24 protein-coding genes and 1 tRNA gene are annotated in these 24,979 nt (G+C 52.1%); 10 read left to right on the top strand and 15 right to left on the bottom strand.

The window, feature by feature from the left end:
• Position 1: 1 nt before the first annotated feature.
• The 7 genes from PYCH_RS05390 to PYCH_RS05360 all read right to left on the bottom strand — a co-directional run bounded on the left by PYCH_RS05390 (position 2) and on the right by PYCH_RS05360 (position 8,028).
• On the bottom strand, positions 2-1,444 hold the full coding sequence (locus tag PYCH_RS05390; protein WP_013905842.1) for a hydrogenase 4 subunit D: 1,443 nt from the start codon (positions 1,442-1,444) through the stop codon (positions 2-4).
• 4 nt (positions 1,445-1,448) lie between these two features.
• Positions 1,449-1,949: a 4Fe-4S dicluster domain-containing protein gene (locus tag PYCH_RS05385; RefSeq protein WP_048058224.1), complete on the bottom strand. Its 501-nt coding sequence runs from the start codon at positions 1,947-1,949 to the stop codon at positions 1,449-1,451.
• 5 nt (positions 1,950-1,954) lie between these two features.
• A complete protein-coding gene (gene fdhF / locus PYCH_RS05380; RefSeq protein WP_013905840.1) occupies positions 1,955-4,090 on the bottom strand; it encodes a formate dehydrogenase subunit alpha in 2,136 nt (711 codons plus the stop codon).
• Positions 4,091-4,550: 460 nt separating this feature from the next.
• The gene (gene fdhD / locus PYCH_RS05375; protein ID WP_013905836.1) at positions 4,551-5,309 is read right to left on the bottom strand and encodes a formate dehydrogenase accessory sulfurtransferase FdhD; all 759 of its coding nucleotides are present in this window, start codon (positions 5,307-5,309) and stop codon (positions 4,551-4,553) included.
• Positions 5,310-5,339: 30 nt separating this feature from the next.
• Positions 5,340-6,170 carry a Coenzyme F420 hydrogenase/dehydrogenase, beta subunit C-terminal domain gene (locus PYCH_RS05370; RefSeq protein ID WP_048058223.1) on the bottom strand — a complete coding sequence of 277 codons (831 nt, stop codon included), beginning with the start codon at positions 6,168-6,170 and terminating at the stop codon, positions 5,340-5,342.
• The gene (locus tag PYCH_RS05365; protein WP_013905834.1) at positions 6,167-6,847 is read right to left on the bottom strand and encodes an NADH-quinone oxidoreductase subunit B family protein; all 681 of its coding nucleotides are present in this window, start codon (positions 6,845-6,847) and stop codon (positions 6,167-6,169) included. The genes PYCH_RS05370 and PYCH_RS05365 overlap by 4 nt, the downstream gene beginning before the upstream one ends.
• Positions 6,848-6,852: 5 nt before the next feature.
• On the bottom strand, positions 6,853-8,028 hold the full coding sequence (locus PYCH_RS05360) for a nickel-dependent hydrogenase large subunit (protein ID WP_013905833.1): 1,176 nt from the start codon (positions 8,026-8,028) through the stop codon (positions 6,853-6,855).
• A 235-nt stretch (positions 8,029-8,263) separates the two neighbouring features.
• Between PYCH_RS05360 and trxB the strand changes: the two genes are divergently transcribed.
• Positions 8,264-9,256, top strand: a complete 993-nt coding sequence (gene trxB / locus PYCH_RS05355) for a thioredoxin-disulfide reductase (RefSeq protein ID WP_013905832.1) — start codon at positions 8,264-8,266, stop codon at positions 9,254-9,256.
• A gap of 96 nt (positions 9,257-9,352) precedes the next feature.
• The gene (locus tag PYCH_RS05350; protein WP_013905831.1) at positions 9,353-10,717 is read left to right on the top strand and encodes an acetyl ornithine aminotransferase family protein; all 1,365 of its coding nucleotides are present in this window, start codon (positions 9,353-9,355) and stop codon (positions 10,715-10,717) included.
• Here the strand turns inward: PYCH_RS05350 and PYCH_RS05345 are convergent.
• The 6 genes from PYCH_RS05345 to PYCH_RS05320 all read right to left on the bottom strand — a co-directional run bounded on the left by PYCH_RS05345 (position 10,702) and on the right by PYCH_RS05320 (position 14,615).
• Positions 10,702-11,250 (bottom strand): DUF996 domain-containing protein, encoded by a 549-nt coding sequence (locus PYCH_RS05345; RefSeq protein WP_013905830.1) that lies wholly within the window; start codon positions 11,248-11,250, stop codon positions 10,702-10,704. The genes PYCH_RS05350 and PYCH_RS05345 overlap by 16 nt on opposite strands.
• 44 nt (positions 11,251-11,294) lie before the next feature.
• The gene (locus PYCH_RS05340) at positions 11,295-11,996 is read right to left on the bottom strand and encodes a phosphoglycolate phosphatase (RefSeq protein WP_013905829.1); all 702 of its coding nucleotides are present in this window, start codon (positions 11,994-11,996) and stop codon (positions 11,295-11,297) included.
• Between the two features lie 19 nt (positions 11,997-12,015).
• A tRNA-Glu gene (locus PYCH_RS05335) sits at positions 12,016-12,093 on the bottom strand.
• Positions 12,094-12,138: 45 nt separating this feature from the next.
• Complete coding sequence (locus PYCH_RS05330; RefSeq protein ID WP_048058378.1) at positions 12,139-13,506, bottom strand: ADP-specific glucokinase; 1,368 nt, start codon at positions 13,504-13,506, stop codon at positions 12,139-12,141.
• Positions 13,507-13,620: 114 nt separating this feature from the next.
• The gene (locus PYCH_RS05325) at positions 13,621-14,088 is read right to left on the bottom strand and encodes a signal peptidase I (protein WP_013905827.1); all 468 of its coding nucleotides are present in this window, start codon (positions 14,086-14,088) and stop codon (positions 13,621-13,623) included.
• On the bottom strand, positions 14,055-14,615 hold the full coding sequence (locus PYCH_RS05320; RefSeq protein WP_013905826.1) for a DUF531 domain-containing protein: 561 nt from the start codon (positions 14,613-14,615) through the stop codon (positions 14,055-14,057). The genes PYCH_RS05325 and PYCH_RS05320 overlap by 34 nt, the downstream gene beginning before the upstream one ends.
• Before the next feature lie 51 nt (positions 14,616-14,666).
• Between PYCH_RS05320 and PYCH_RS05315 the strand changes: the two genes are divergently transcribed.
• From PYCH_RS05315 to PYCH_RS05305, 3 genes are read left to right on the top strand one after another with little or no spacing between them, the layout of a single operon-like run.
• Positions 14,667-15,719, top strand: coding sequence for a hypothetical protein (locus tag PYCH_RS05315; protein ID WP_013905825.1), 1,053 nt, complete (start codon positions 14,667-14,669; stop codon positions 15,717-15,719).
• Between the two features lie 34 nt (positions 15,720-15,753).
• Complete coding sequence (locus tag PYCH_RS05310) at positions 15,754-16,581, top strand: DMT family transporter (protein ID WP_013905824.1); 828 nt, start codon at positions 15,754-15,756, stop codon at positions 16,579-16,581.
• A gap of 43 nt (positions 16,582-16,624) precedes the next feature.
• Positions 16,625-18,490, top strand: a complete 1,866-nt coding sequence (locus PYCH_RS05305) for an alpha/beta hydrolase family protein (protein WP_013905823.1) — start codon at positions 16,625-16,627, stop codon at positions 18,488-18,490.
• A 1-nt stretch (position 18,491) separates the two neighbouring features.
• Here PYCH_RS05305 and PYCH_RS05300 read toward each other — a convergent pair whose 3' ends face one another.
• Positions 18,492-19,334 (bottom strand): class I SAM-dependent methyltransferase, encoded by an 843-nt coding sequence (locus tag PYCH_RS05300; protein ID WP_013905822.1) that lies wholly within the window; start codon positions 19,332-19,334, stop codon positions 18,492-18,494.
• A 2-nt stretch (positions 19,335-19,336) separates the two neighbouring features.
• Positions 19,337-20,266 carry a dipeptidase gene (locus tag PYCH_RS05295; RefSeq protein ID WP_048058222.1) on the bottom strand — a complete coding sequence of 310 codons (930 nt, stop codon included), beginning with the start codon at positions 20,264-20,266 and terminating at the stop codon, positions 19,337-19,339.
• A 69-nt stretch (positions 20,267-20,335) separates the two neighbouring features.
• Between PYCH_RS05295 and PYCH_RS05290 the strand changes: the two genes are divergently transcribed.
• The 5 genes from PYCH_RS05290 to pdxT all read left to right on the top strand — a co-directional run bounded on the left by PYCH_RS05290 (position 20,336) and on the right by pdxT (position 24,976).
• Complete coding sequence (locus tag PYCH_RS05290) at positions 20,336-21,052, top strand: RAD55 family ATPase (protein ID WP_013905820.1); 717 nt, start codon at positions 20,336-20,338, stop codon at positions 21,050-21,052.
• 1 nt (position 21,053) lies between these two features.
• Positions 21,054-21,476, top strand: a complete 423-nt coding sequence (locus PYCH_RS05285) for a hypothetical protein (RefSeq protein WP_013905819.1) — start codon at positions 21,054-21,056, stop codon at positions 21,474-21,476.
• Positions 21,477-21,478: 2 nt separating this feature from the next.
• Positions 21,479-23,278 carry a polysaccharide deacetylase family protein gene (locus PYCH_RS05280; protein WP_013905818.1) on the top strand — a complete coding sequence of 600 codons (1,800 nt, stop codon included), beginning with the start codon at positions 21,479-21,481 and terminating at the stop codon, positions 23,276-23,278.
• A 67-nt stretch (positions 23,279-23,345) separates the two neighbouring features.
• A complete protein-coding gene (pdxS, locus tag PYCH_RS05275) occupies positions 23,346-24,353 on the top strand; it encodes a pyridoxal 5'-phosphate synthase lyase subunit PdxS (protein WP_013905817.1) in 1,008 nt (335 codons plus the stop codon).
• A gap of 29 nt (positions 24,354-24,382) precedes the next feature.
• Complete coding sequence (gene pdxT, locus PYCH_RS05270) at positions 24,383-24,976, top strand: pyridoxal 5'-phosphate synthase glutaminase subunit PdxT (protein ID WP_013905816.1); 594 nt, start codon at positions 24,383-24,385, stop codon at positions 24,974-24,976.
• Positions 24,977-24,979: the final 3 nt, after the last annotated feature.

Raw genomic sequence — 24,979 nt, 5'->3', positions numbered from 1 at the left:
CTCACCACCCCACCTTGAGGATCAACGGATAAGCTATGTACGGAGCGATTATCGCGAGTACGAGCAGGATAATCATCACCGCCTTCATCAGAGGAGTTATCTCAACCTTTGCGTCCCCCCCGCTGAATACCATGTCGTGTATCCTCTTCAGGGACACCATGAGGAATACGGCTGAGTCTATAAGTAGCAGGACAAACATGGCAATAATGAGGGCACTCTCCCTCATCGCTTGGGCATTGCTGAGTATGCCGAGCTTACCGAAGAAGACACCAAAGGGTGGGATCCCTGCCAGGCCGAGTAGCGCGAAGGTCCAGCCATAGCCGACTACCGGGGCTTTGATTAGGCCTCTTATTTTGTCCATGTCGAGCGTTCCGAGGGCGTAGCTGAAGGCTCCGGCCGTTAGAAATGCCAGACCTTTGATGTAGGCGTGGTTGAATAGCTGGAACATGGAGGCTTTTAGTCCGCCTTGCAATCCAAGGACGGCAACTGCGAGGGCTACGTACATCAACCCTGACTCGGCTATTGTTGAGTATGCGAGAAGCTTCTTGGCGCCCCTCTGGAGCGGATACATGAGGATGCAGATTATCTGGGTGGCTATTATCAAGGCGGCCATTATGTAAAAGCCCTCCCTGGGAATTGGGTGCATGGACTGGATGAACCTCGCGAGCAAAAACACACCCATCTCGACCATTGCCGCACCATGCAGGAATGCACTTGCCGGAGTTGGAGCTACCATAGCATCTGGAAGCCACGAGTAGAGCGGAAACTGGGCACTCTTGGTGAAGGCCGCTATCATGACCGCTATGAAAACGATGAGCTTGAAGTGGTCGTCAAGGCTCGAATACGCGAACAGGCTGAGGTCATGAAGCTTAATCAAGCCAATACCAACGGCCGTGTATAGACCTATCATCGCTCCGAAGTTAGTGACTATCAGCGCCTTGTAGGCGGCCCTCTTGGCCTTGTTCGTCCCGTAGTAGCTGACCACACCCCAACAGGCGAGACTCATGAGCTCGAAAAATATCAGAAGCTGGAGGACGGACGAGGAGTAAATGAAGGCCAACGTTGCGCCTATGAAGAGGACCATCCATGCGTAAAAGCGACCTTTACCTTCATAAACGGGATGCTCCTTATTGTCCGGACTCATGTAGTCCTTGGCGTAGAGCATGAAGAGCAGGCCTGCCGTTATGACGACCAAACCCACGCACACGCTCATCGGGTCTATTAGAAGGCCATAGACCTCTCCAAAACTTCCGAAGCTTACAAGAACTTTGTGAATGGATGGCATCCCAGTGGAATAGAACTCATAAACGCCAACAAGATTCAGGATAGTTGCTAAGATGACCGTTATGAGCATGAAATAGTCTGCCCTCTTACCGTCGAGCTTGAACAGTAAAAGAGCCCCAATAAGTGGAATTAAAAAGGAAAGAAGGAAAAGCTCCTCCATTTAATCACACCCCAGTCAGCTTGATGCGCTCCGCGGTCTTGGCAAGCTCGATGGCCTTCTCTGTGAACTTCTTCCTCCTCTCCCTGATTATTTCGTTGAAGTCGCCGTAGAATAGAGCATCCGTTGGGCAGGTCTCAACACAGGCAGGTAGCTTCCCTTCGGCTCTTCTGTGAGCACAGAGGTCACATTTCATCATGATCTTGTTGATGAGGTCCAGCTCTGGTATTCCGAAGGGACAAACTATGCCGCACATGAGACAGCCAATACATTTCTGAGGAGCGAGCAGAACAGCCCCATCCTCATCACGGTAGAGCGCATTTGTCGGACAAACCTCGACACACGGTGCCTTCTCACAGTGGCGGCAGTTGAGAGCCATGGCAGCCATTTCCTGCCACTCAAAGACGCTAATGAAGGACCTTCCATCGTGCTCACGCTCACAAGCAACTTCACAGGCCCTACATTCGATACACTTTGAAAAGTCGATAAAGATGGTCTTGCGGGCCATTCAGATCACCCCCTCACAATCTCAATCTTAGGTATGAGTTGCGGAAGCTTGTCCATGAGCTTCCTTGCATCTTCCTCGGTTATCTTGATGACCTTACAGGCACAGGCCTTGGTCTCCGGTATCTTCGCGATCGGATCAAGGGCGTCATTGGTAAGGACATTAGCTCCCCAGTGCCATGGAACCGCTATGACGCCCTTCTTAACGGTTCTGGTCACCTTGGCCTTTATTGGGTATTCTCCCCTCCTTGTGACTATCTTAACCCAGTCTCCATCTTTTATTCCAAGCTTAGCCGCATCTTCGGGGTGTATCTCTGCCAACGGTTCTGGCCAGCGCTTCCTGAGGGCTTGGGTCCTCATGGTCATGGTTACAGTGTGGTACTGGCCGACGTATCTCATAGTAGTCAGGAGGAACGGATACTCCTCGTCCGGAAGCTCGACCGGTCCCTTGTATTCTGAAACGGCCACAAGGTGCGCTTTTCCATCTGGGGTTAGGAACTTATCCTTGTAAAGAACTCTCGTTCCTGGATGGTCCGGGCTCGGGCACGGCCAGTGAATTCCTGCGAGGTTTTCCTTAAGTCTCTCAGGGGTTATGCCGCGATACTGGGGCGTGCAGGCATTAATTTCCCTTAGAATATCTTCTGGACTAGTGTAGTCGAAACCCTTCGGACCCTGACCATCGAAGCCAACGGCCTTTCCTATCTCGCTGAGTATCCACCAGTCAGGCCTAGCTTCTCCCGGCGGATTGATAGCCTGGAAGCTCCACTGCACGCGCCTTTCGGTATTAGTAAGGGAACCTTCATTCTCGAGCATTGCGGCAGCCGGCAGAACGATATCGGCAAACTCCATGGTTGGGGTCGGGACTATATCTTGGACAACTATGAATTCGAGCTTCTGGAGGACATGCACCACGTGATTCGCGTTGGCCTCGCTTATAACTGGATTCTCACCCATAATGTAGTAGGCCTTGACCTTGCCCTTCTCAGCGGCATATGCAGCTTCTATCGTCGTCAGGCCCACTTCGCCGTTCAGCTCAACTCCCCAGAACTCCTCGAAGAACTTCCTCTTCTCCGGGTCAGTAACCGCCTGGTAACCTGGGAAGACGTTGGGCAAAGCGGCCATATCACAGGCTCCCTGGACATTGTTCTGACCACGCATTGGAGAACAACCGCACCCCTCCTTTCCTTGGTAGCCACATATTGCGGAGAGCGTTCCAAGAAGCTTAACATTCTCAGTTCCGTGAGTATGCTGGGTAAGACCCATAGCCCAAGTTATGACGCCCTTTCCAGCAGTTGCGAAGGTCCTTGCGGCCTGGATGATGAGTTCGGCTGGGACGCCAGTAACTTTCTCAACGAATTCGGGCGTGAACTTCTCAACAGCCTTGACGACCTCATCGAAGCCTACGCACCTCTCCCTTACAAATTTCTCATCATAGAGCCTCTCCTTGATTATGATATGAATAAGGCCGTTTATCAGTGCGATGTCCGTTCCGGGGTAGTGCTGGAGGAATATATCGGCAAACCAAGCTGTTCTCGTGAACCTCGGATCAGCGACTATAATCTTGGCACCCCTTTCCTTAGCCTTGAGAACGTAACGGAAGCCAACAGGATGTGTCTCGGCGTAGTTGTGGCCGATGATGAAGATAACGTTCGCCTCCTCGATGTCCTTGTAGGTGTTAGTCATTGCACCGGCACCAAAAATGGCCTTGAGGCCTGTAACGGTGGGCGCGTGGCAGAGCCTTGCACAGTGGTCCACGTTATTAGTTCCAAGCATTCTGGCCAACTTCTGAATGAGGTAGTTGGGCTCGTTGAACGTTCTTGCGGAACCGAAGAACATGAGCTGATTCGGGTCGTCCTTGGCATAGTCCTTGAGTCTTTCGGCCACCTCTCTTATCGCCTCACTCCAGCTGATCTCAACGAACTTGCCCTGCTCCTTGGCCTTGAGCGGCTTTTTGAGCCTGTCTTTGGCGAGGAGATATTCGATGACGGCGTTACCCTTAGGACAGAGCTTACCGAGCTCGTTTGCAATGCCCGGAATGTCTTTGGCGTATTCTATGCCTACGGGATATCCATCGACACTTCTAATGTAGAGTCTACACCCCACACCACAGTAGGGGCAGACCACGGGGACGAGCCTTTCACTCATTCATCACACCCCCACGTTGAGGAACTATTTTGGTTGCTGTCGTCCCTAAATGGTACCATGCCCATCTTTGTTCTTCGTGGAATTTTAGCGCTTTTTTACTTAAAACTCTTTTTGACCCGCTTAGTTTTTAACAAAAGGTTACAATCGCCTAGTACAGCCTAAATAAAGTCGTCGAAGAGTTTCCTTGACTTAATTTGTATACTGCGCCTCCTGAAGGTAAACAAAAATGATTTATGCTGTGGAATCCCTGAAAGAACTGATATTCCCCCATTTCAACCAATGGGTGAGGATGTTGAGGAACCTGAAGAAGCTCTTCGGACCAATCTTTGGCTCGTTAGCCCTTTCTCCTAACTAAAGTGGGAAGGCTCGGGATTATGCGTTCTTCTTCAGAATATTGGACCCTCTAACAATGCCGGCATTTATTGTGGATATCTCGTATACGAAAGCATGAATAAAGTTTTCAGAAAGCCAACCTCTCTTCCCCTGCATAAACGTTGAAGCGGCCTCCCCTTGCGAAGCCTATGAGCGTTACCCCGTATCTCTTGGCGAGCTCCACACCCTTATCAGTTGGAGGGGACTTCGTTACGACAATGGGGATGCCGGCGTTAACGACTTTCTTTACCATTCCATACGGCATCCTGCCACTCGAAGCTAAGATTAGTTTTCCAAGGTCCATCCCGTTTAAAACGGCGTGCCCGACGACCTTGTCAATGGCGTTGTGTCTACCTATGTCCTCACTGAAGGCCACGATGTTGGCGTTCAACTCGAAGAGGGCGGCCCAATGAGTTCCACCAGTTTTCTTCCACGTCTCGGGCAGTGTTGTCATCGCGGAGGAAATTCGTAGGATGAGGTCGGGGGAAACCTTTAGGTCTCCACCGTTGGTCCCTTTGGTTTTTCCGGTTCTAGCCCTGTAAGGGTCACCACAAGGGGAGTGTATCTTCATCAGTCTCCCATAGATAGGAGGTCTTCCAATCTCCACGTAAATTCTGTTCCCATCAACCCAAACGTCCATAATATCTTCCTGCTCTGCAAGTCCCTCGCAGACAAGAAACCCGGCTCCAAGCTCTTTGAGTTGACTTGGAGAAGCTGGTAACTCGGCGATAAATTCTTTCTGACCTTCATACACCGCAAATATCTCAAAGGTCTCCTCAACGCAGACGTAATCCTCTGTCTCTGTGAGGTCACCCTGCCACTTAATTACTTTTACTTTTTTAATCACTACACCACCTCCGGAAATAGTTAAGGCGAATCAAAGCAGGCTCATCATGTTCCTCTGCGCCCTAGCAAGCTTCTCCCTCGCTGCCCTGAGGATATCTCCCATCACCTGGGAACCATCACGCACCTCGAGGTATCCCTCCTTCTCCGCCCCCTTAACCAGCTCCTCCCCACGGGCATTGCGCGTTATGATGACAGTCCAGCCCTTCTCTTTTTCGATAAAGCCCGCCGATATATCGCTCCAAGTTCCCGTATAATCGGCGCAGACAAGGCAACCGGTCTGGAGATAGGAGTAAACTTCTTTAAGAGGTAGCTGTAAGAGGGAGTCATCATGCTGTATCTCGAGGAAGCCTTCCTTGAGAGCCATGTTCTTTATCTCCTCTGCCTTTATGTCATACTTCATCCTTAAGTAGTTCAGGAAGGCTTCAAAGGCGAAGGTTCCCATACAGAACAGACTTACGATGTACCTTATCCGTTCTCCAAAGTCCGTTTCCAGTATTGGGAACTCTCTCATCTGGCCGAAGAACTGGGCCTGACAGGGCAGGCAGACAATGGCAACTTTCTTGAGATCTTCTTCCTCAATCTTAGCTTTCACCCTCGCCGCAAAGGGAACTATACTCCACTTGTTACCTGCGGTTTCAAGTATCTCCTCTCTAGTCCTCGCAACAACGGCCTGCCCTTCAAATCCGCTAACCCTCTTTGCCGTCACGACGCCATCTATGAGGCCTTTTTCAAGGGCGTAGATTAGCATCGCGGTAACCGCACCGCCGCTTGCTACTTTCCTCTTGAGTATCTCTTCATCCTTTGCCCTTGCGAGGTACACCCCCACCACGCTACCGAGTAGGTTGTCGGGGGTAACCATCATATCCTCTCACCCCCCATAGATAGAAGCTGAGAAGCGCGCGGACATCTTATATAACACGTCCCACATCGGATGCACCTTTCTTGGACTAATGTAGGCCTCCTGTCAATGAGCTTTATGGCACCCGTCGGGCAGGAGAGCTCACATGCGCCGCACCCGATGCAGAGGCCCGTGAGAACGATGTCGTCGAGCAGGTCAAAGCCGCTCAGCTTCTTTATATTCGCACTGACTTTGAAGAGCCTCAATCTGGCTTCATTGCCGCTCACAAAGAACTTGAAGAAGGACTGAAACATCTGATGTGTTGGCGGGCAGCCGGGGATAGAATAATCAATGCTTATCACGGCGTTTATGGGCTGGAAGTTCCTGTGATCTGGCCTCGGCTCCTGGCCACCGCGGCAGAAGCGCAGGATTCCGCCGAAGGTCGCGCAGGAACCAAAGGCTATCACGACGTCTGCCTTCTCCCTGATATCCTTAAGCTTTTCAATTTTGCTCGGTTCGTTCATGCAGACTCCACCAGTTATAATAGCGACGTCGTAGTCATCGAACTTGAGGCCGTCGTCCCTTAGATAGGTTATGTCTAGGTCAATAAGCTCCATAAGCTTTGGGTATGCGCGGATTATGCTGACGTTACAACCCTCACACCCACCGATATCGACATGAAGAACCCTAAGCTTCTCCATCTGAATCACCCCAGCTTAATAACGTGGGTTGTGCATGGGATACACGGATCGTAGAGCCTCACGCTAGCCTCAGCCGCCTTAACGCTCAGCCCCTTGGCCATCTCCTCCATTATTGGGATGTTGAACATCGTTGGGACGATTATCTTCAGGGACATAACCCTACCCTCTTCGCCAAGCTCCACGATGTGTATTAGCGTCCCTCTCGGCGCCTCATAGACGCCAACCCCTTTACCGGGTCCAAAGATTATGTTTTCGGTTCTAAATGGTTGGTCCATTTTTATTCCGTCGAGAATTTCCTCAAATCTCAAAAGGGCAAGCGTTGTATCCTCTATCCTGGCCAAGTGAAGTCCATAAAGGGAAGAGTCCCTAAAGTTTCTGTAGAGCTTCATCCTTGCCCTTGGTCCGGTTTCTACCTTATGTCCTCTGTAGAAGGCCACAAGAGTCGTTGAATCTTTAGAATGCTGGTTTTCCTTTCTGAATTCATAGTATGGGGTTGTCTCTATGCCTTTTACCTCAAGATTAAACCTATCTCCGTAAAAGAGACCTGTCGCGAGGTATTCGCTATCAACTTTCTTTTCCCTCAGCTCATCGGCAATTTCCGTCTGGATGTCCTCATCGGTAAGGAGATGTCTAAGCTCCTCCCAGTTCTTCATAAGGCTCGGTAATCGGGCCTTGAGGTTGTTAAAGACGCTCCATTTAGGAACGCTTAGCATTCCTCCGATGGTCAGGTTCGGCGGATGTGTCGCCGCCCCTCCAAGCTTCAAGAGATAATCGCTTATCTTTGCGTGGAACTCCATAAGCTTGAAGAGGACTTCGTTCCTTTTCTCCTTAGCGAGGAGGTCGCCGGCGGCCATGAGAAACTCGAGGATGTGGCTCTGAACCCTGTTAATTAGTCCAATGGCTTCCCTCATCAGGAGTCCATTTCTTGGGGGAGTTATACCTATGGCGTTCTCAATGGCTTCACTCGCCGCTATGCCGTGGGATGCATGACAGAGGCCGCATATCCTCATGACGGCTTCGACCGCGAAGAGGGGATTCTTACCGACGACGAGCTTTTCGAATCCCCTGACAGGAGCCGTTGCAATGAAGAAAGCATCTTGAACAATCCCATCCTCCTCGTAGAGCACCAGTTTAGCCTCACCGGCTATCCGGCAGATTTCGTTTATGACGGTCTCACTCACCTGATCACCCCCAGCGACAAAGTTCTCACCACCCCTTTTTGTCTTGGAGCTCAATGAATAAAAGTGTTTTTTGAACCGGAGGTTTAGAACGGAATTTTGGATGATTATCGAAATCATAAACGCTTTTGTTTACCCATTTTGGCAGAATGAACATATTTTCAATACCCAATTATGTCCCAAAATGCTTTTAAATATTCACCACGAGCTTAGGTTAGAGGATTAAGGGGGTGAGAAAATGTTCAGCTTGGGAGCCCTATCGAAGGGTGCCACCGATGAGAGCAAGGTTTGGGATGTCATAATAATAGGAGCAGGTCCGGCAGGCTACACCGCCGCAATATATGCGGCGCGCTTTGGTTTGGATACGGCGATAATAAGCAAGGACCTTGGTGGCAACATGGCCCTGACAGACCTCGTAGAGAACTATCCGGGATTCCCGGATGGCATAAGCGGTGCAGAGCTCTCGAAGAGGATGTACGAGCACGTCAGGAAGTATGGCGTTGGCGTGATATTCGACGAGGTAGTTCGCATAGATCAGACGGAGTGCGCTTACTACGAAGGCCCTTGTCAGTTCATCGTGAAGACAAAGAATGACAAATCCTACAGGGCTAAGGCTGTAATCATAGCCGTTGGTGCGGAACCTCGGAAGCTCAACGTACCGGGAGAGAGGGAGTTCACGGGCAGGGGCGTCTCTTACTGCGCAACCTGCGATGGTCCGCTCTTCGTGGGTAAGGAGGTCATAGTCGTCGGCGGTGGAAATACCGCCCTTCAAGAGGCGTTATACCTCCACAGCATTGGCGTCAAGGTTACGCTCGTACACAGGAGGGAGGAGTTCAGGGCCGATAAGATACTACAAGACAGATTCAGGGAGGCAAAAATACCCATGATACTGAACACTGTCGTCACGGAGATAAAAGGAAAGGACAAGGTCGAAGCCGTCGTCCTGAAGAACGTCAAGACGGGGGAAACCTTCGAGAAGAAAGTCAATGGAGTCTTCATATTCATAGGCTACGAGCCCAAGACGGACTTCGTCAAGCACCTTGGCATAACGGACGAGTACGGCTACATAAAAGTAGATATGCACATGCGCACCAAGGTTCCCGGCATTTTTGCGGCCGGCGATGTAACCAACGTCTTCAAGCAGATAGTCGTTGCGGTGGGTCAGGGGGCTATAGCAGCGAACTCGGCCAAGGAGTTTCTTGAAAGCTGGGGTGGAAAGGTTATCGAATGAACGCCTTCTTTCTTTGAAAAATTTTCGGACGAAGATGTTCATTTCCGAGCTCAAAGTTTAAAAGAAGGTCATCGAGTTCTCCTCCGGTGATGCTCCGTGCAGCTCAGGCCGAGGGTTAAGGAGATACCTGGGCCAAAGGCGAGGGAGATAATAGAGAAACACCACAAGTACATGGCTACCACTACGAACGACCCGAACGAGTACTTCCTCGTCATCGAGAGGGCCGAGGGTGTTTACTGGATTGACGTCGATGGGAACGTTATCCTCGATTTCTCCTCGGGCATTGGAGTTATGAACGTTGGCCTCAGGAATCCCAAAGTAGTAGAGGCAGTGAAGAAGCAGCTTGAGCTCGTCCTCCACGCGGCTGGAACCGACTATTACAACCCCTACCAGGTTGCCCTTGCTGAGAAGCTTGTCCAAATAACCCCCGGCGACTTCGAGAAGAAGGTCTTCCTCAGCAACAGCGGAACAGAGGCAGATGAGGCGGCACTCAAGATAGCCAAGTGGTCCACCAACAGGAAGCTCTTCATAGCCTTCATAGGGGCCTTCCACGGTAGGACGCACGGTACCATGAGCCTCACGGCCAGCAAGCCTGTCCAGAGGAGCAGAATGTTTCCGACGATGCCGGGAGTAGAGCACGTCCCCTATCCGAACCCTTACAGGAACCCCTGGCACATCGATGGTTACGAAAATCCAGATGAGCTCGTGAACAGGGTCCTCGAGTACATAGAGGACTACCTCTTCGCCCACTACGTCCCGCCCGAGGAAGTCGCGGGAATATTCTTCGAGCCCATCCAGGGTGAGGGCGGCTACGTCGTCCCGCCGAAGAACTTCTTCAAGGAGCTGAGGAAGTTGGCGGACAAGCACGGCATACTCCTCATAGACGATGAGGTTCAGATGGGAATGGGCAGGACGGGCAAGATGTGGGCCATCGAGCACTTTGGCATAGCTCCCGACATAATAACCACCGCCAAGGCCCTCGGTGGCGGAATACCGATAGGAGCGACGATATTCAGGAAGGACCTTGACTTCGGCGTTAGTGGAGTTCACAGCAACACCTTCGGAGGCAACGCCGTAGCTGCAGCTGCAGCACTTGCCGTCATTGAGGAGCTTGAGAACGGTCTCATAGAGAATGCTAGAAAGCTTGAGCCGCTGTTCAGGGAGAGGCTCGAGGAGATGAAGGAGAAGTACGAGATTATCGGCGACGTCAGGGGTCTGGGACTTGCTTGGGGTGTCGAGTTCGTCAAGGACAGGAAGACCAAGGAGTACGCCGTCAAGGAGAGGAACGAGATAGTCATCGAGGCCCTCAAGCGCGGTCTCGCCCTCCTCGGCTGCGGCAAGAGCGCCATAAGACTTATACCGCCGCTCATAATAACTGAGGAAGAGGCCAAGATAGGCCTCGACATATTCGAGGAGGCCATAAAGGTCGTCAGCGAGAGGCACGGCTACAAGGTCCACTGAGGCCTCTCACCTCCTTCTATTCTTCTTGGCATGTCCGCAAAGGCGAGTATCAGGAGTATCCTGCCAACGAGGCCTATGAAAAAGCCAATTATCAGAAACGACAGCAGGGCGCCATACCAGAGTAGGTTCGCCGCATCTCTGAACTTCTCCGTCCTCGTGGCGTAAAAGAACTCCATCCAGACCCTTCTCTCGAAGTACATCGAGGCTATGAGCACTATGGCAAAGGTGCCCATTGCATAGAAGTAGGTTGCCAAACCACTTCTAAAGGTTGGAGCCTTGGCTATGAGGACGAGCCATAACCCGGTCCCGCCGATCCCTATGAGCAGAGACTTCAGGAAGTTATTCTTGGCACTTTCCCTCCCACTCCTCTCCGCAAAGCCTCTTACGGCACTGTAGAGCATTAACAGACCGGCCAGCTGAATTAGGGACCCGAGGACCTTTCCAATTAGCCCACCGACCTGAAGAAGGCCACCAACCACTAAGAGGACGTTCCCTTCAAGCCCCGAATTTCTAACATCTGCCAAGTAAACCATACCATCACCTTGTAGTAAAAAAGAAAAAACGCTTAAAAGTTTTGCTATAAGTAGCCGAACTTCTCCAGGATGTGGTATATTCCCTCGGCCCCCCCGGCTCCGTAGCTCTCCTTGGTTATGTAGTCGGCTTCGCGCTTAAGGGATTCTGGCGCTTGGGAAACGGCGACGCGGTAGCCAACGACCCTGAATGCGTCCAAATCGTTCTCGCCATCGCCTATGTGTGCAACTTCCTCGGGCTTTATCCCAAGGATCTCGCAGGCCTTCTTTATCCCTTCTCCCTTGTTTATCCAGGGCTTCTTGACGTGTATTGCGAAGCCAGAATCTACGGCAACGAGGTTCAGGCCAAGCTCCCTTATTATGGCTCTAACTTCCTCTATGGGAATCGTGCGCATCATGACGAGTCCGGCTTTCCGTTCTGGCATTGTGAAGGTGAGAAGGGCGTCGGGATGGTGCCTCTTTATCTCGCTCCAGAGAACCCATTCCTCATCCATGTTTGTTAGGTAAATCCTCTCTCTGATCCTGCCCTTTCTATAGGAGATTGCACCACCGTCCTCGGCCACCACTGGGCCGCTCGTGCCAATCATTATACTGGCGGCCTCTGCGAAGGGAATCGAGTTGCCCGTGACGAGCATCACGGGAACGCCAAGCTCTTCCGCCTTCCTTATGGCCTTGAGAGCCTCTTCATGAAGTCTCCTATCCGGGTAGGTTATGGTTCCGTCTATGTCAAGAGAAATGGCCTTTATCATAGAATCACCAGGAGGTTTTTGGTGCCCCGGCCGGGATTTGAACCCGGGGCGCGGGCTCGAAAGGCCCGCATGTTTGACCGGGCTACACCACCGGGGCTCCCACTATCTAACCGCAAAAGGTGGCTTAAAAATTTTTCGAGGGTTAGCGAAGGGCGAACTCACCAACGAAAGCTGAACTCGAAATGGTGTCCCCTATGCCCACGGTGCTCTTTGGGGAGACAACTATCTTCGTTGGAACGAAGACCAGTTGCTTGTCTTCAAGCTTGGCAACCCCTCTCTCGAACTCAGAGAACTCCCTTTCAAGCTTCTCTTCAAATATGAGGGCCTTTTCGTTCGTGGGAACGGCGAGGGCTTTTCTTACATCTTTGAGTCCTGTTATGTTGCCCTTCATGGCCTTTGCTGCGGCCGCGAGGGACGCGAAGAGCAGGGCATCCCTCACCTCCTCCCCGTGATAGCTTGTCAGGGCAAGGTAGTAGCCGTAGGTGTGGAAATGTATTCTCTCGATGCCCGTCCTGTCCATGAGGATGTTCATGGCGTCTATCACGATGAGCGGGTCAATGGGCTCTGTCTTCAAGAGCCTTTCGGAAATGGCTTTCTCGCCGAGGATCTCCATTATCGATGCAAGCTCAACCTCGTTTAGTCCAACGCTCGTGAACCTGCCGAGGATTTCCACGAGCTTTCTTCTAACAGCTTCGTCGGGGGTGAATGCGAATTCAAGGTGGACGGGAATACCCTTGGCGCTGAGCACGTCAAGATGCCTCCCTATTTCCACAAATGGTTCCTTGTAGTTCTCCTTTGTCAGGGCCTGCAGGCCACTTATGATGGCCAGCTCAGCCTTTTCAGTTATCTCTTCGAAGGCCTCCCTGAACTCGGGCCTTATGTAAAGGTTCGGATTGTAATCATCGGCAGAGCCTATGAAGCGGTTCTCCCTCGGCGCTTCAAAGTCAAAGACTCTGAAGCCGCGCGGGAACTCGTAGATGTAGTGAATGCAGTTCTCTTCGTCTCTCCAAAACTTCCTCGGGTGAACGAGCTTGAGCTTTCCACATTCGAGCTTGGGGACGTATATTGGGCCGTCGAGGAAGAGACTCGCCTGAAGTCTCGAGAGCTGGGGAACGTGGGCTATTACGGGAACGCCGTAAACACCTCCAAGGAGGTTTGCCATTATACCGACCTGACCACCTATCCTGAGCTCATCCCAGCCCCACATCTTCATGTAAAAGCGGACGGAGCAACTTTCAACGAAGAGCTCGGCCGCTTTGCCCCTCCTTATACTCCACAGAATTCCGCCGAGAAGGTGTTCCACCCTTGTTATCCTCTCGGGGAGTTCCTCTGAATACTTCAGAACTTTCTCTCTTCCAATCCTTTCGATTCTATCCTCGAGATCTTGGGAGTCCAGATACTTTATGGCGTCTATGTTCGTGTTGTAGGCCAGTAAAACTCCCCTCACTTGGGGTAGGGCCTCAGTGACCTTGTGGAAGGCCTCCGTGTAGAGGGCTTTCCAGGTCCCGATTCTGTCCTTGAAGTTTCCCACATTTATCACCCTTAGGGATTAATAGGGCAGGAAATAATAAAGGTTGTGTCAGGGGCCGATTAGCTCATCACAGCTCAGCTACCTACCCTCACATCATCCACCGAGCAAGCCAAGCCGTTCTCGAATCTCCAGGGGTATTAGGCCTATCTTCGGGAACACTAGGAGGGCCTTAGCCTCTACGGCATAGCCGGGGACGCAGTCAAGAACCCTCACACCGAGAGGATAAATATCAGGTATTTGATTGTTGTCTCCCCACGTCACGAAGCAGAGCTCTTCTCTACCTCCTATTTCCACAGTCTTTATCTTTCTAACCCTATGGATGATTGGGTACTTGGAGAGGGGGCTCTTGTAAACGATGACGTCCCCAACCTTCACGTCCTCGGGCTTCACGCCCTCCAGCAGGACGACATCTCCCCTGTAGAACACTGGCTCCATAGATCCACTCACGACTATCACGAGGGGAGAGTCCGTGTGAAGTATAACCTTCAGGCCAGTTTGGATCCCGAGGACTAGCAAGATCAGGAGTATCAGCGCGACGGTCTCTTCAATCCACCTCTCCATTTTAGGGCCTCCATGAGGGTTTTTATCCTAGCGGGGATTATGCCTATGGCAGTGCATGTTTCGAGGCTTACACCGAGGCCGTCCGTTATATCAAGGTGATGGCGGGCCATCTTAAAGATTTCCTTAGGGAGCCCGTGCCTCCCGAGACCTATAAGGAAGATGAAGCTCTCTCCCCTGAGGGCTCTCTCGGCAACCTCAAGGCTCGTAATCTTTTTTTCTTCCCAGGGCTTGGATGTCGTCGCTATGGGGGTTCCGAACTGAGGTGAGAATCCTTTCTCTGGAAAGTCAAGGAGGTGGAACTTGTTTGCCCTCGCGAGCTCCAGTAGGTATTTTCCTCCTTCACCTATCGTTGTGTGCTCCGCGACCTCTTCGGCGACGTCCAAAGGTTTACCCGTGAGGGGAAACCCGACGAGGGCAAGGTGGAAACCAAAGGCGTGGGCGACGGGGGCAGCTCTCGCTATCGCCCTCAGGTGGGTCTCGTGGAGCTTTTTGGGGTCATAGGTATTGTAGAGAGCTATCGTCAGCATCGTTTCCAGACTTGGGAAAGGTATTAATAAGGCTTTGGTGATGTTAGGCTAATGACGATCGAGGATATAGTTGTTCTTGCGAAGAAAGGTATGGTAGAAGAAGCCCTTAAGCGGGTTGAAGCTCTCGGCGACCCCTTCGATAAAGTTCTTGCAGTTGTTGGGATAGCCAAGGTCGTTGGGGATCTTGCGTTTCTTCAGGACGCTGCATATCTCCTTAAGAAAGTTAAAAAGAAGGGGGAGAAGGCCATAGCCTATTCGGAGGTTGCCCTTGCGCACTCCCTTCTTGGCGATATGGAGAAGGCAACTGAGCTCTTCAACGAGGCTCTCAGGATCGTGGAGGGTCTGGAGCCCAAGGGAGCCGGTCCCGTCGCTGGGATTATAGCTTCAAGGCTCGCCCTCGCCGGCTTCATAGACGCTGCTCTGGAGACTTTCGAGTTCGCCTTCGACACTATAATGAACCTTGAGGTAGATTTTTCGAAGAAAATTGATATGATACTCCAGCTAGCCGACCTGATGGAGGAAACAGGTGATGACCTCACCTCGGAGGAAGCCCTCCCAATATACCTCAGGGCTCACGACATATTCGAGAAGCTGAGGGTAAATCAGAGGGCTGGAACCCTCGAGAAGAAGATAGAGCTTGCCCGCGTCTTGAAGAGGGGTGGATGGCCTGACATCAGGCACCCCGTTTATGAAGGGAAATATCAACAAGCTCTCCACCTCATTCAGCTGGTCCTAACGGGTGAGAATAAAGCCATAGCGATATTAGAGATGGCTCTCTGGGCCAAAAGGTCAATGGCCCCCGAGAGGTATGGCCTGCTGGGGAGGGCACTTGACGAGCTGTCGAAAACGGAAGTTTCCCAGGAGGGGGCCTACGAGGCTACCCTCCTCCTCACGGAGCTGAGAAAGATTAACTTAGCTCTTAAGTTTGCCCTATCCCTTGAGGACACCGAAAAGCGGGACATTGCCATAAAAGGGATAATCGAGGCTCTGATAGAGGACGAAGAGTACGAGGACGCCAAAAAGCTAGTCTCCTACATCTCGGACGAGCGGCTCAGGGAAGAGGTAATTGAAAAGATAATGCTGGCGGAAGGTCAACGCTTATAACCGACGCGGCTCATGAAGGGTAGGGACGCGGTTCATGAAAGCTAAGAAGGCGGAACTAATATTACTTGGGATAACCGCCATTTGGGGTTCGACGTTCCCCGTGATGAAGGTAGGGTTAGAGGGTATTCCCCCCGTCACCTTCATAACCTACCGCTTCGCACTCGCGACTCTCCTTCTTCTAATAATTTTTCGGCAAAGGATTGCCAGTAGAGAGGTTATGCTTAAGGGCTTCGTCCTCGGAGTAACGCTCTTCTTTGGGCACGGCTTTCAGATAATCGGCCTCAAATACACGACCGCTTCGAACTCCGCCTTCATAACCTCCCTCTACGTCGTCTTCACGCCCTTCGTGGCCTATGCTCTCCTCAACCGTCGGGTAGATAAAAGGGACGTCATATCCCTCATTCTAGCTCTCGTCGGCCTCTACCTGATATCAGGAGCCACCTTGAGGCTCAACTATGGCGACCTCCTCACGGTGTTTGCTGCAATAAGTTTCGCGTTCCAGATAGTTCTCGTGGAGAGGTTCAGCGGGGGTGAAGTTTCCCTGGCCTTCTGGCAGGTCTTCTGGAACTTTATACTATCTCTTACCTACGCCCTTCTCTTCGAAGGGCTCACCGTGCCGACCTCATCAATCTCTTGGTTCGGTATCCTTTACACGGCCACCTTCGCCACGGCGATTGCTTTCACCCTCCAGATGAGGTATCAGCCCTTCGTAGCCGCCCATAGGGCGGCCCTTATATATTCGGCGGAGCCCCTCTTCGGTCATGTTGCCTCCTTCATAACGCTTGGGGAGGTACTGGATCCTTGGGGGTATCTCGGAGCCGTACTCATCCTCGTGGCCGTTTGGAACGAGCTCAGGGAGTAAGGGTTATAAGGGTGGAGCCTGATAAGTCATCGGTGATACCGCTATGAGCGGCATCGAATGGAATGAAAAGACATTTTCTAAGTTCGCCTACCTGGGCGATCCGCGGATTAAGGATGACCGGGTGGCCTACGTCCTGACTAAGGCCAACCTAAAGAACAACCGCTACGAGAACACGGTTGTTATAGAAGATATTAAAGCCGGCACAAAGAGGTTCATAGAAAACGCCACGATGCCCCGATTCTCGCCTGATGGTAAAAGGCTCGCCTTTATGAGGCTCAACGAAGAAAAGAAGACCTCCGAGATTTGGATCGCTGACGTCGAGACCCTTAGCACCAAGAAGGTTCTCGAGGCCAAAAACGTTCGCTCGATTGAGTGGAATGATGACTCCCGCCACCTTCTCGTCGTAGGCTTTAAGCGCAGGGATGATGAAGACTTCATCTTCGAGGACGACATTCCTGTCTGGTTTGACAGCTTGGGCTTCTTCGACGGTGAGAAGACGACCTTCTGGATTCTCGACACGGAGAGCGAGGAAATAATCGAAGAGTTCGAGAAGCCTCGCTTTTCCTCTGGAATCTGGCACGGCGATGCGGTAATCGTGAACGTTCCCCACCGCGAGAATGGCAAGCCGGCCTACTTCAAGTTCTACGACATCTACATCTGGAAAGATGGTGAGGAGGAGAAGCTCTTTGAGAGGGTCTCCTTTGAAGCTATGGACTCCGACGGCAAAAGGATATTGCTTAAGGGAAAGCCGGAAAAGAAGAAGATAAGCGAGCACGACTTCCTATACCTTTGGGATGGTGAGCTTAAAACCATGAACGAACACCTCGACAGGGACACTGGCCAAGCGAAGCTCGATGGTGATAGAGTTTACTTCACGCTCTATGAGGCTGGCAGTATTAACCTCTACGTCTGGGATGGCGAGATAAGGCCGATAGCCAAGGGGGAGCACTGGATAATGGGATTCGACGTTGACAACGGGAGGGTCGTTTACCTCAAGGAAACCGCTACAAGGCTGAGGGAGCTCTACATTTGGGACGGAGAGGAGAGGCAGATTACTGACTACAACGGGCCGATATTTGCGAAGCTCAAAACTTTCGAGCCGAGGCACTTTAAGTTCAAGAGCCTCGACCTTGAGATAGACGGGTGGTATATAAGGCCAGAGCTTAAGGAGGAAAAAGCCCCCGTCATAGTCTTCGTTCACGGCGGGCCGAAGGGCATGTACGGATACTACTTCAAGTATGAAATGCAACTGATGGCGGCTAAAGGTTATTACGTAGTCTTCCTCAATCCGAGGGGGAGCAACGGCTATTCCGAGGAGTTTGCCCTCCGCGTCCTAGAGAGGACAGGTCTCGAGGACTTCAAGGACATATTGAACGGAATCGAAGAGTTCTTCAGGCTCGAGCCCCAGGCCGACAGGGAAAGGGTAGGAATAACGGGCATAAGCTACGGCGGCTTTATGACGAACTGGGCCCTGACACAGAGTGATTTGTTCAAAGCTGGAATTAGCGAAAACGGCATAAGTTACTGGCTTACTAGCTACGCCTTCTCTGACATAGGCCTCTGGTTTGATAAGGAGGTCATTGGAGCAGACCCTCTGAAAAATGAGAACTACAGGAAGCTCAGCCCGCTCTTCTACGTCGAGAACGTCAAGGCTCCATTACTGCTCATTCACTCGCTGGAGGACTACCGCTGTCCCCTCGACCAGAGCCTCATGTTCTACCACGCCCTCAAGGATCTTGGCAAGGAAGTCTACATAGCGATATTCAAGCGCGGTGCCCATGGCCACAGCGTACGCGGTAGCCCAAGGCACAGGGCCAAGCGCTACAAGCTCTTCGTAGAATTCTTCGAGAGGAAGCTAAAGAAGTACGAGGAGGGCTTCAACGTCGAGGAGATTCTGAAGGAGGATTGAACTATTTCTTCGGTTTTTTTGCCACGACCCCCAGCGCTTCCTCCACCCTCCTAATTTCAACGAAGCCCGCTTTCCTCAGCCGTTCCATAACGCCCCTTTGCAAGTCCTTTCTCCTGTATTTCTTTCCGGGATTGCCAACATAGTGGAAGAGCCTGCCACCCGGCTTCATAATCCTGAAGAGCTCCTCGTAGAACTCCAGACTGTAGAGCTCGCCTGCCAAGCTGAATCTTGGAGGATCGTGGATTACAACATCGAAGCTCTCCTCCTTAAAGCGCTTGACGACATCAAAGGAGTCACCGTGAACGACTTGAATTTTCTGGCTCGTGAAGAGCTCCCTGCTCCAAGGGTTTATTTTCGCGAGCTCTATGACGTTTTTGTCCTTCTCGACGGTTATGACGTAAGCCCCTCGCTTCGCCGACTCTATCGCCGTATAGCCTAGACCCATGCAGGTGTCCAAAACGCTCTCGCCCTCCTTCGGCCTCACGGTGTTGACCTTGGCCCTCGTGTCCTGGAGAGGGTTTACGTCTTTGGTCCGGTGCATCCTTATGCCGTTTATCTCGATCGTCGGCGGAATCGTTGGGACAAGCTTGTAGAAGTGCTCCCTCGCTATGGCCGCCTTAAAGAGCTCTCCATCCTTGAGAAAGTAAACTGTCTTTTCGTCCTTGGCGATTTTTCTCAAAAGCTCCAGCTCGAGGGAGGTTCCGTCCGGGAATACAGCTCTACCTCCCTCTACCTTGACCCTAACCGTCCTGTTGCTCTTTTGCAGGTCCGTATTTATTCTAACATCTCCCCTTGCCTGCAGTATTCTCCTTGCCTCCCTGAAAGTCAAGAAGTAAAGGACCATGGTTACGGCCCCACGACCTTCTCGAATACCCTTCTGAAGTTCTCGAAGGCGATTGCCCGAACTTCCCTCTCGGACATCCTATCCCTAAGGAGGGCTATGAGCTTCGGTATGTCCTTCTCGCTCTCAAAGCCCTCAACGCTCTTTCCGCTCCAGTTTGGCAGGTAATAGACGAAATCAAAGCCGAGACCGACGTGCTTGTAACCGGCGAGGTCGGCCATATAGATGATATGCTCAACGTACCTCTCGAGCGTCGGTCTTTCTTTATCAACAAAGCTCGGTATTGCCACCGCCCCGATGACGCCGTCCCGCTCGGCTATGGCCTTTATCTGCTCGTCGGTAAGGTTTCTCGGGTGGTCACACAGCTTTCTCGCGTTCGAGTGGGACGCTATAACCGGGAAAGCTGTGATATCGAGGGCATCCCAAAAGCCGGCCTCGTTTATGTGGCTGAGGTCGAGCACTATACCTAGCTCTTCAGCTTTTCCGACAACATCCACGCCGAAGTTTGTAAGTCCACCGTTCGTTCTCTCGAAGACTCCATCCCCTATCTGGTTCCTCAGGCTCCAAGTGAGAGTTAGAACACGAAGGCCGAGCCCGTAAAAGACTTCGAGTATGTCGAGGCTCTCTATGGGCTCTCCCCCCTCGAGGCCCAGCCATAGAGCCACCTTCCCTTCTTTGATGGCTTCATCCATTTCTCTCACATTTCCGACTATGACGAACCTTTCGCTTTCTATGACGTCGTTAAAGATTCTGTTGAAGGCTTCAAGGGCGTATCTCAGAATTGTGGGCCTCTTTTCAGGCCTGCTCCAGACGCTCATAACTCTTGCGGAGACGTTGGGAAAGAAGCGCTCAAACTCGCTTTCAAGGACTCTGGTTCTCTTTTCTCTTTCCTCGTAGATATAGGTGGGAAGGTCCGAGTGGGCGTCGAAGATCATGGTTATCCCCATTCGCTTAGCCCCTAAAAGCATTTAAGCTTTCCCGAGGTATCATCTGAGGGAGAGACTATGCAGGTTGCCTCTCACTTGGCGAGGATATCCACCGGCGTCAAGGGTCTTGACGAGCTCATAGAAGGTGGGCTCATTCCGGGAAGGGTTTACCTGATCGTTGGACCCCCGGGCAGTGGGAAGACCGTTTTTGGCATGCACTTTCTTCTTGAAGGGGCAAGGAGGGGGGAAAAGGTAGCTTACATTTCTCTGGTCCAGAAACCAGAGGAAGTCGTCAGGGACATGGTTCGCTTCGATCCATCCATCTATGCCTATGTAAACACCTGGAAGCTCATCCTTTACGACCTCGGTCCAATCCTCTGGAGGGAATCTTCGAGGGTTCCAACATGGAGGAGCGTTCTCTTGAGGATTAGGGACATCGTGGAGGATGAAAAGATAACGAGGCTCGTGATAGATCCTTTAACGGCTATAGACTTTCCCCAGCAGAATCCTGTGGAGAAGAGGGTTGAGCTAGCCAAGTTCATAAGGGGCCTTGAGGACCTGGGGGTTACGGCGTACCTAATAGCCGAGATGACGGACCTCGACAAGTACACGGAGGAGCACTACCTCGTGAGTGGCATAATAATGCTCCACTACTTTATGCACAATGGAAGGATGACAAGGGCAATCCAAGTCTTCAAGATGAGGGGGACGAAGCACGATCCCAACCTGAAGCTAATGAGGTTCACCGACAAGGGATTGGTCGTTTACAACAAGTCCCCTTTCGAGGCTGAATGAGATGACGAAGGATGAACTTAAGAAAATACTGGCTGAAAAGGACGTCGTTAAGAAGGCGTATCTCTTCGGTTTCTACGTAGGCTTATACGGCCACATAGACTGGTCCGGCTGGGTCGCGGAGATTAAGGAAGCTATATTCAGAGAAGCAGAGGAGCGGAGAATGTACGAGGATGTCAAGGAGGCTTACATCCGAGGGAAGCAGGACGGCAGGGAGCGGAGGGAGGAGTTCCTTCAGAAGGGCCTCATGAAAGAGCGAGAGGTGGAAGTCCGCCGGAAGAAAATCAAAAAGATATCCTCCGAAGCACCTCTCACCGACATACTGAGCACTCCTAAAATCCTTGAACAACCTAAGATATCCAAGTTGCCGGCCGTTTTGAAAGATGTTAATTTTCTGAGGCTTCCCCGCGTCATTAGGAGGAGATAGCCATGTTTATGAAGTTTGGTTACCACTTCCACGCCTATCAGCCAGGTGACATAATCTACATCCACGACGGCTCCGGTTGGGATCCCATAAAGTATTCGGAAAGGCTTAGCCCTGTGTCTCTAAAGATAAGGGACGATGAAGTTAAGGGGAGGAACTGGACCCGTGCCATGATAAAGGCCTACGAGTACGTTGACGACACTCTCAGAATGCTTGAGCCGAACTCCGTCAGCGTTGATTTTGAGCCCTTCACTCTCTATATGGTTCTGAAGTACAAACCAAAGATATACGGGGAAATCGTCGAGACGCTTGAGACGCATGTCGAGCCCACCCCAACCGTGCCCTTCCATCCTATAATGCCCCACCTGAGCGTCTTTGAGCAGGAGATACTGGCAAAGGTTGCTTTCGACTTCTACAAGCCTCTGATAGCTACCAGGGACGTTGTGGGCTTCTGGCTTCCCGAGAACGTCATAACTAGGGAGACAGCGCGCATAGTGACAGAGGCGACCGATAAGAAGGTCGTTTTTCTCCTCGATGAGAGGCAGTTCGTGGGTCTCAACATACCGCCGGCCAAGTTCTCCTGCAACACCTACAGGTGCGATGGAAAGATAGCCTTCGTGTTCGGGAGGGATCACTACCTGAGCGACGCCTTTGCCTTCAACATCCTTGACGTTGAGGGTCTTGTTAGGGCGGTTGCGGAGGGGAAGGTGGACGTCTTCAAGGAGAAGAATGGCATAGAATACCTCGCCTTCCTCTCCAGCGATCTTGAAAGCCTCGTGGCGAATCCTCAGCAGCTGGACAGGTTCTTTGGCTGGATAGATGGACTTAGGGAGAAGGGTATCGAGGCCGTGAATGCTGCCGAGTTCGTCAGGAGGAAGCTCTCCGGCGTCTATAAATGCCTTGAGGGGGAGTGCAGCGAGAGCTTTCACGTCAACATAAAGGACTACTCGAGCTGGAGCGACTACTACGACCTCAGCGTGGACGGCAGGACGAGCGACATGAGGTGGACGGGCGTTAGGAGGGAAGATGGTGTAGTAATTCACCGCCTGTACAAGGGAAGGAAGATCTCGCAGCTCTGGAAGTATGCCTTTACTAAGCTCTTCCGCGAGCTCAACAGGAGCATAAGGTTCGGAGTCATAGACCTTCTCCGGAAGACATCAGAAGCTGATGTTGAAGCGGTGAAAGAGTTCCTCGTAAGGTACGCCCGGATATTCTTCAGGGAGCACTACGAGTACTTTGAGATGGAAACCTCCGTGGACTACGTGATGGAGCCTTTAGGTGAGGCCGACCCCTCCCTAGCCCTCAAGCTCGGCCGCATATACTACATCATGCTTCTGGCAAACCACTCCTGTCCTCGCTTCTGGGAGCCCATCGACACCCGGGTTACCTTTGGAAACGTGGCGGCCATAACCAAGGCCCTCATAGAACTCATGAACCTCTACATGGGGGAGAACGAGGAGAGGGCAAACTACCTCCTTCTCGAGTATATGAAGCTCCTCGCATTTCCCCAGCTTTACTACGACTACGACCTCTTCAGGATGAGGGGACTGGAGGGTTGGGAGACAAGCGAGGAGGCATGGTTTGACTCCCTTAAGAGCGAGGTTCCCAACAGCCGCTACAACGTCGTGACGAGGGCAGCCCTCTACGTCGGCAAGAGGGACCTGCCAGGCGATTTGAAGAGTATCATCGAATCGCTTTACGACCTTGACGAGGCCGTGGCGGATACCGGCCATATTCCGGGCGAAATGCACGGGTACTGGGAGAACCCCGAGTGGTGTGAGCACAAGGGCAAGGATAGGCCCTGAGGGGTAAACCTTATATGCAAGTTTTAACTTGAGATTCTTTTGAAAGGGTTAGCTTGAGGTGGTGCCAATGGGTAAGCTCGATGTGATTATGGAGAAGGGTACCGAGAGGCTGAAGAGGGGCTTCGCGAAGATGGTTAAAGGTGGCGTCATAATGGACGTTACCAACGCGGAACAGGCTCGCATAGCGGAAGAGGCTGGTGCCGTTTCTGTCATGGCCCTTCACAAGGTTCCCGCCGACATCAGGAAGGCAGGTGGAGTGGCCAGGATGGCGCCCATCGAGAAGATACAGGAGATAATGGATGCTGTCACGATCCCGGTCATGGCGAAGGTCAGGATTGGCCACGAGGCCGAGGCGAGGATACTTGAGGCCCTCGGCGTTGATATGATAGACGAGAGCGAAGTTCTAACTCCCGCAGACCCGTTCTTCCACATATACAAGAAGAAGTTCACCGTCCCCTTTGTCTGCGGCGCCAGGAACCTTGGCGAGGCCGTGAGGAGGATATGGGAAGGGGCGGCGATGATAAGGACCAAGGGAGAGGCTGGGACCGGCAACATCATCGAGGCGGTCAGGCACGTTCGCCTTGTCAACGAGAACATAAGGCTCATACAGAGGATGACGGACGAGCAGATTTACGGTGTAGCAGAGAGGTTCGCGGAGCCCTATCTGAGGCTGGCCTTCAGCGTCAAGGAGATCAGTGGCCTACCCAAGCAGGTCCTTGAAAACGAGCCCATCTACGAGGGCTTCACCTATAGGGAGATAGTCGAGGGCCTTTACAAGATACTGCTCGAGATTAAGAAGCTCGGCAGGCTTCCCGTCGTTAATTTCGCAGCCGGTGGCGTTGCCACGCCCGCGGATGCCGCTTTAATGATGGCGATGGGAATGGACGGCGTATTCGTGGGTAGTGGAATATTCAAGAGCTCCAACCCGCCAAAGATGGCGAGGGCAATCGTCGAGGCCGTCAATCACTGGGACGAGCCCGATGTCCTTGCGGAGATAAGCAGGGAGATAGGAGAGCCCATGCGCGGCCAGGACATAGCAGAGCTCGCCGTGAGGATGGAGGAGAGGGGCATCTAATCCCTTTCTTTTTTGCTGGAGGTGTTTCCATGATTAGGGTTGGCGTCATAGGGGTTCAGGGCGACGTCCAGGAGCATGTGGACGCTGTCACACAAGCTCTTAAGAGGATGGGCGTCGAGGGTGAAGCATTTTGGCTAAGGAGGAAGGAGCAGCTTGAAAAGGTTGACGCGATAATCATCCCTGGGGGAGAGAGCACGACAATATCACGGCTCATGCTCAAGAACGGCCTCTTCGAGCCTGTTAGGAAGCTGGGAGAGGAAGGCCTGCCCATAATGGGCACTTGTGCTGGCCTTATAATGCTGTCAAAGGAAGTTGAAGGGGCCACGAAGGAGCAGCGTTTCCTGGAGCTCCTCGACGTGAGGGTGAACAGAAACGCCTACGGCCGCCAGGTCGATTCTTTTGAGGCTCCTTTGAGGCTGGCCTTCAGTGATGAACCCTTCACGGGCGTCTTCATAAGGGCCCCCCAGATTATAAAGCTCCTCAGCGAGAAGGTTAAGCCCATAGCGTGGCTTGGTGAGAGAATCGTTGGGGTTGAGCAGGGCAACATAATGGGATTGGAATTCCACCCGGAGCTTGTCGACGACACGAGGGTCCACGAGTACTTCCTCCGAAAAGTCCTTTAGTTT

This window comes from Pyrococcus yayanosii CH1 (assembly GCF_000215995.1).
Classification (GTDB): Archaea; Methanobacteriota_B; Thermococci; order Thermococcales; family Thermococcaceae; genus Pyrococcus; species Pyrococcus yayanosii.
The sequence above is the reverse complement of the archived record's forward strand: the minus strand, read 5'-3'. Positions and strand labels throughout refer to the sequence as shown.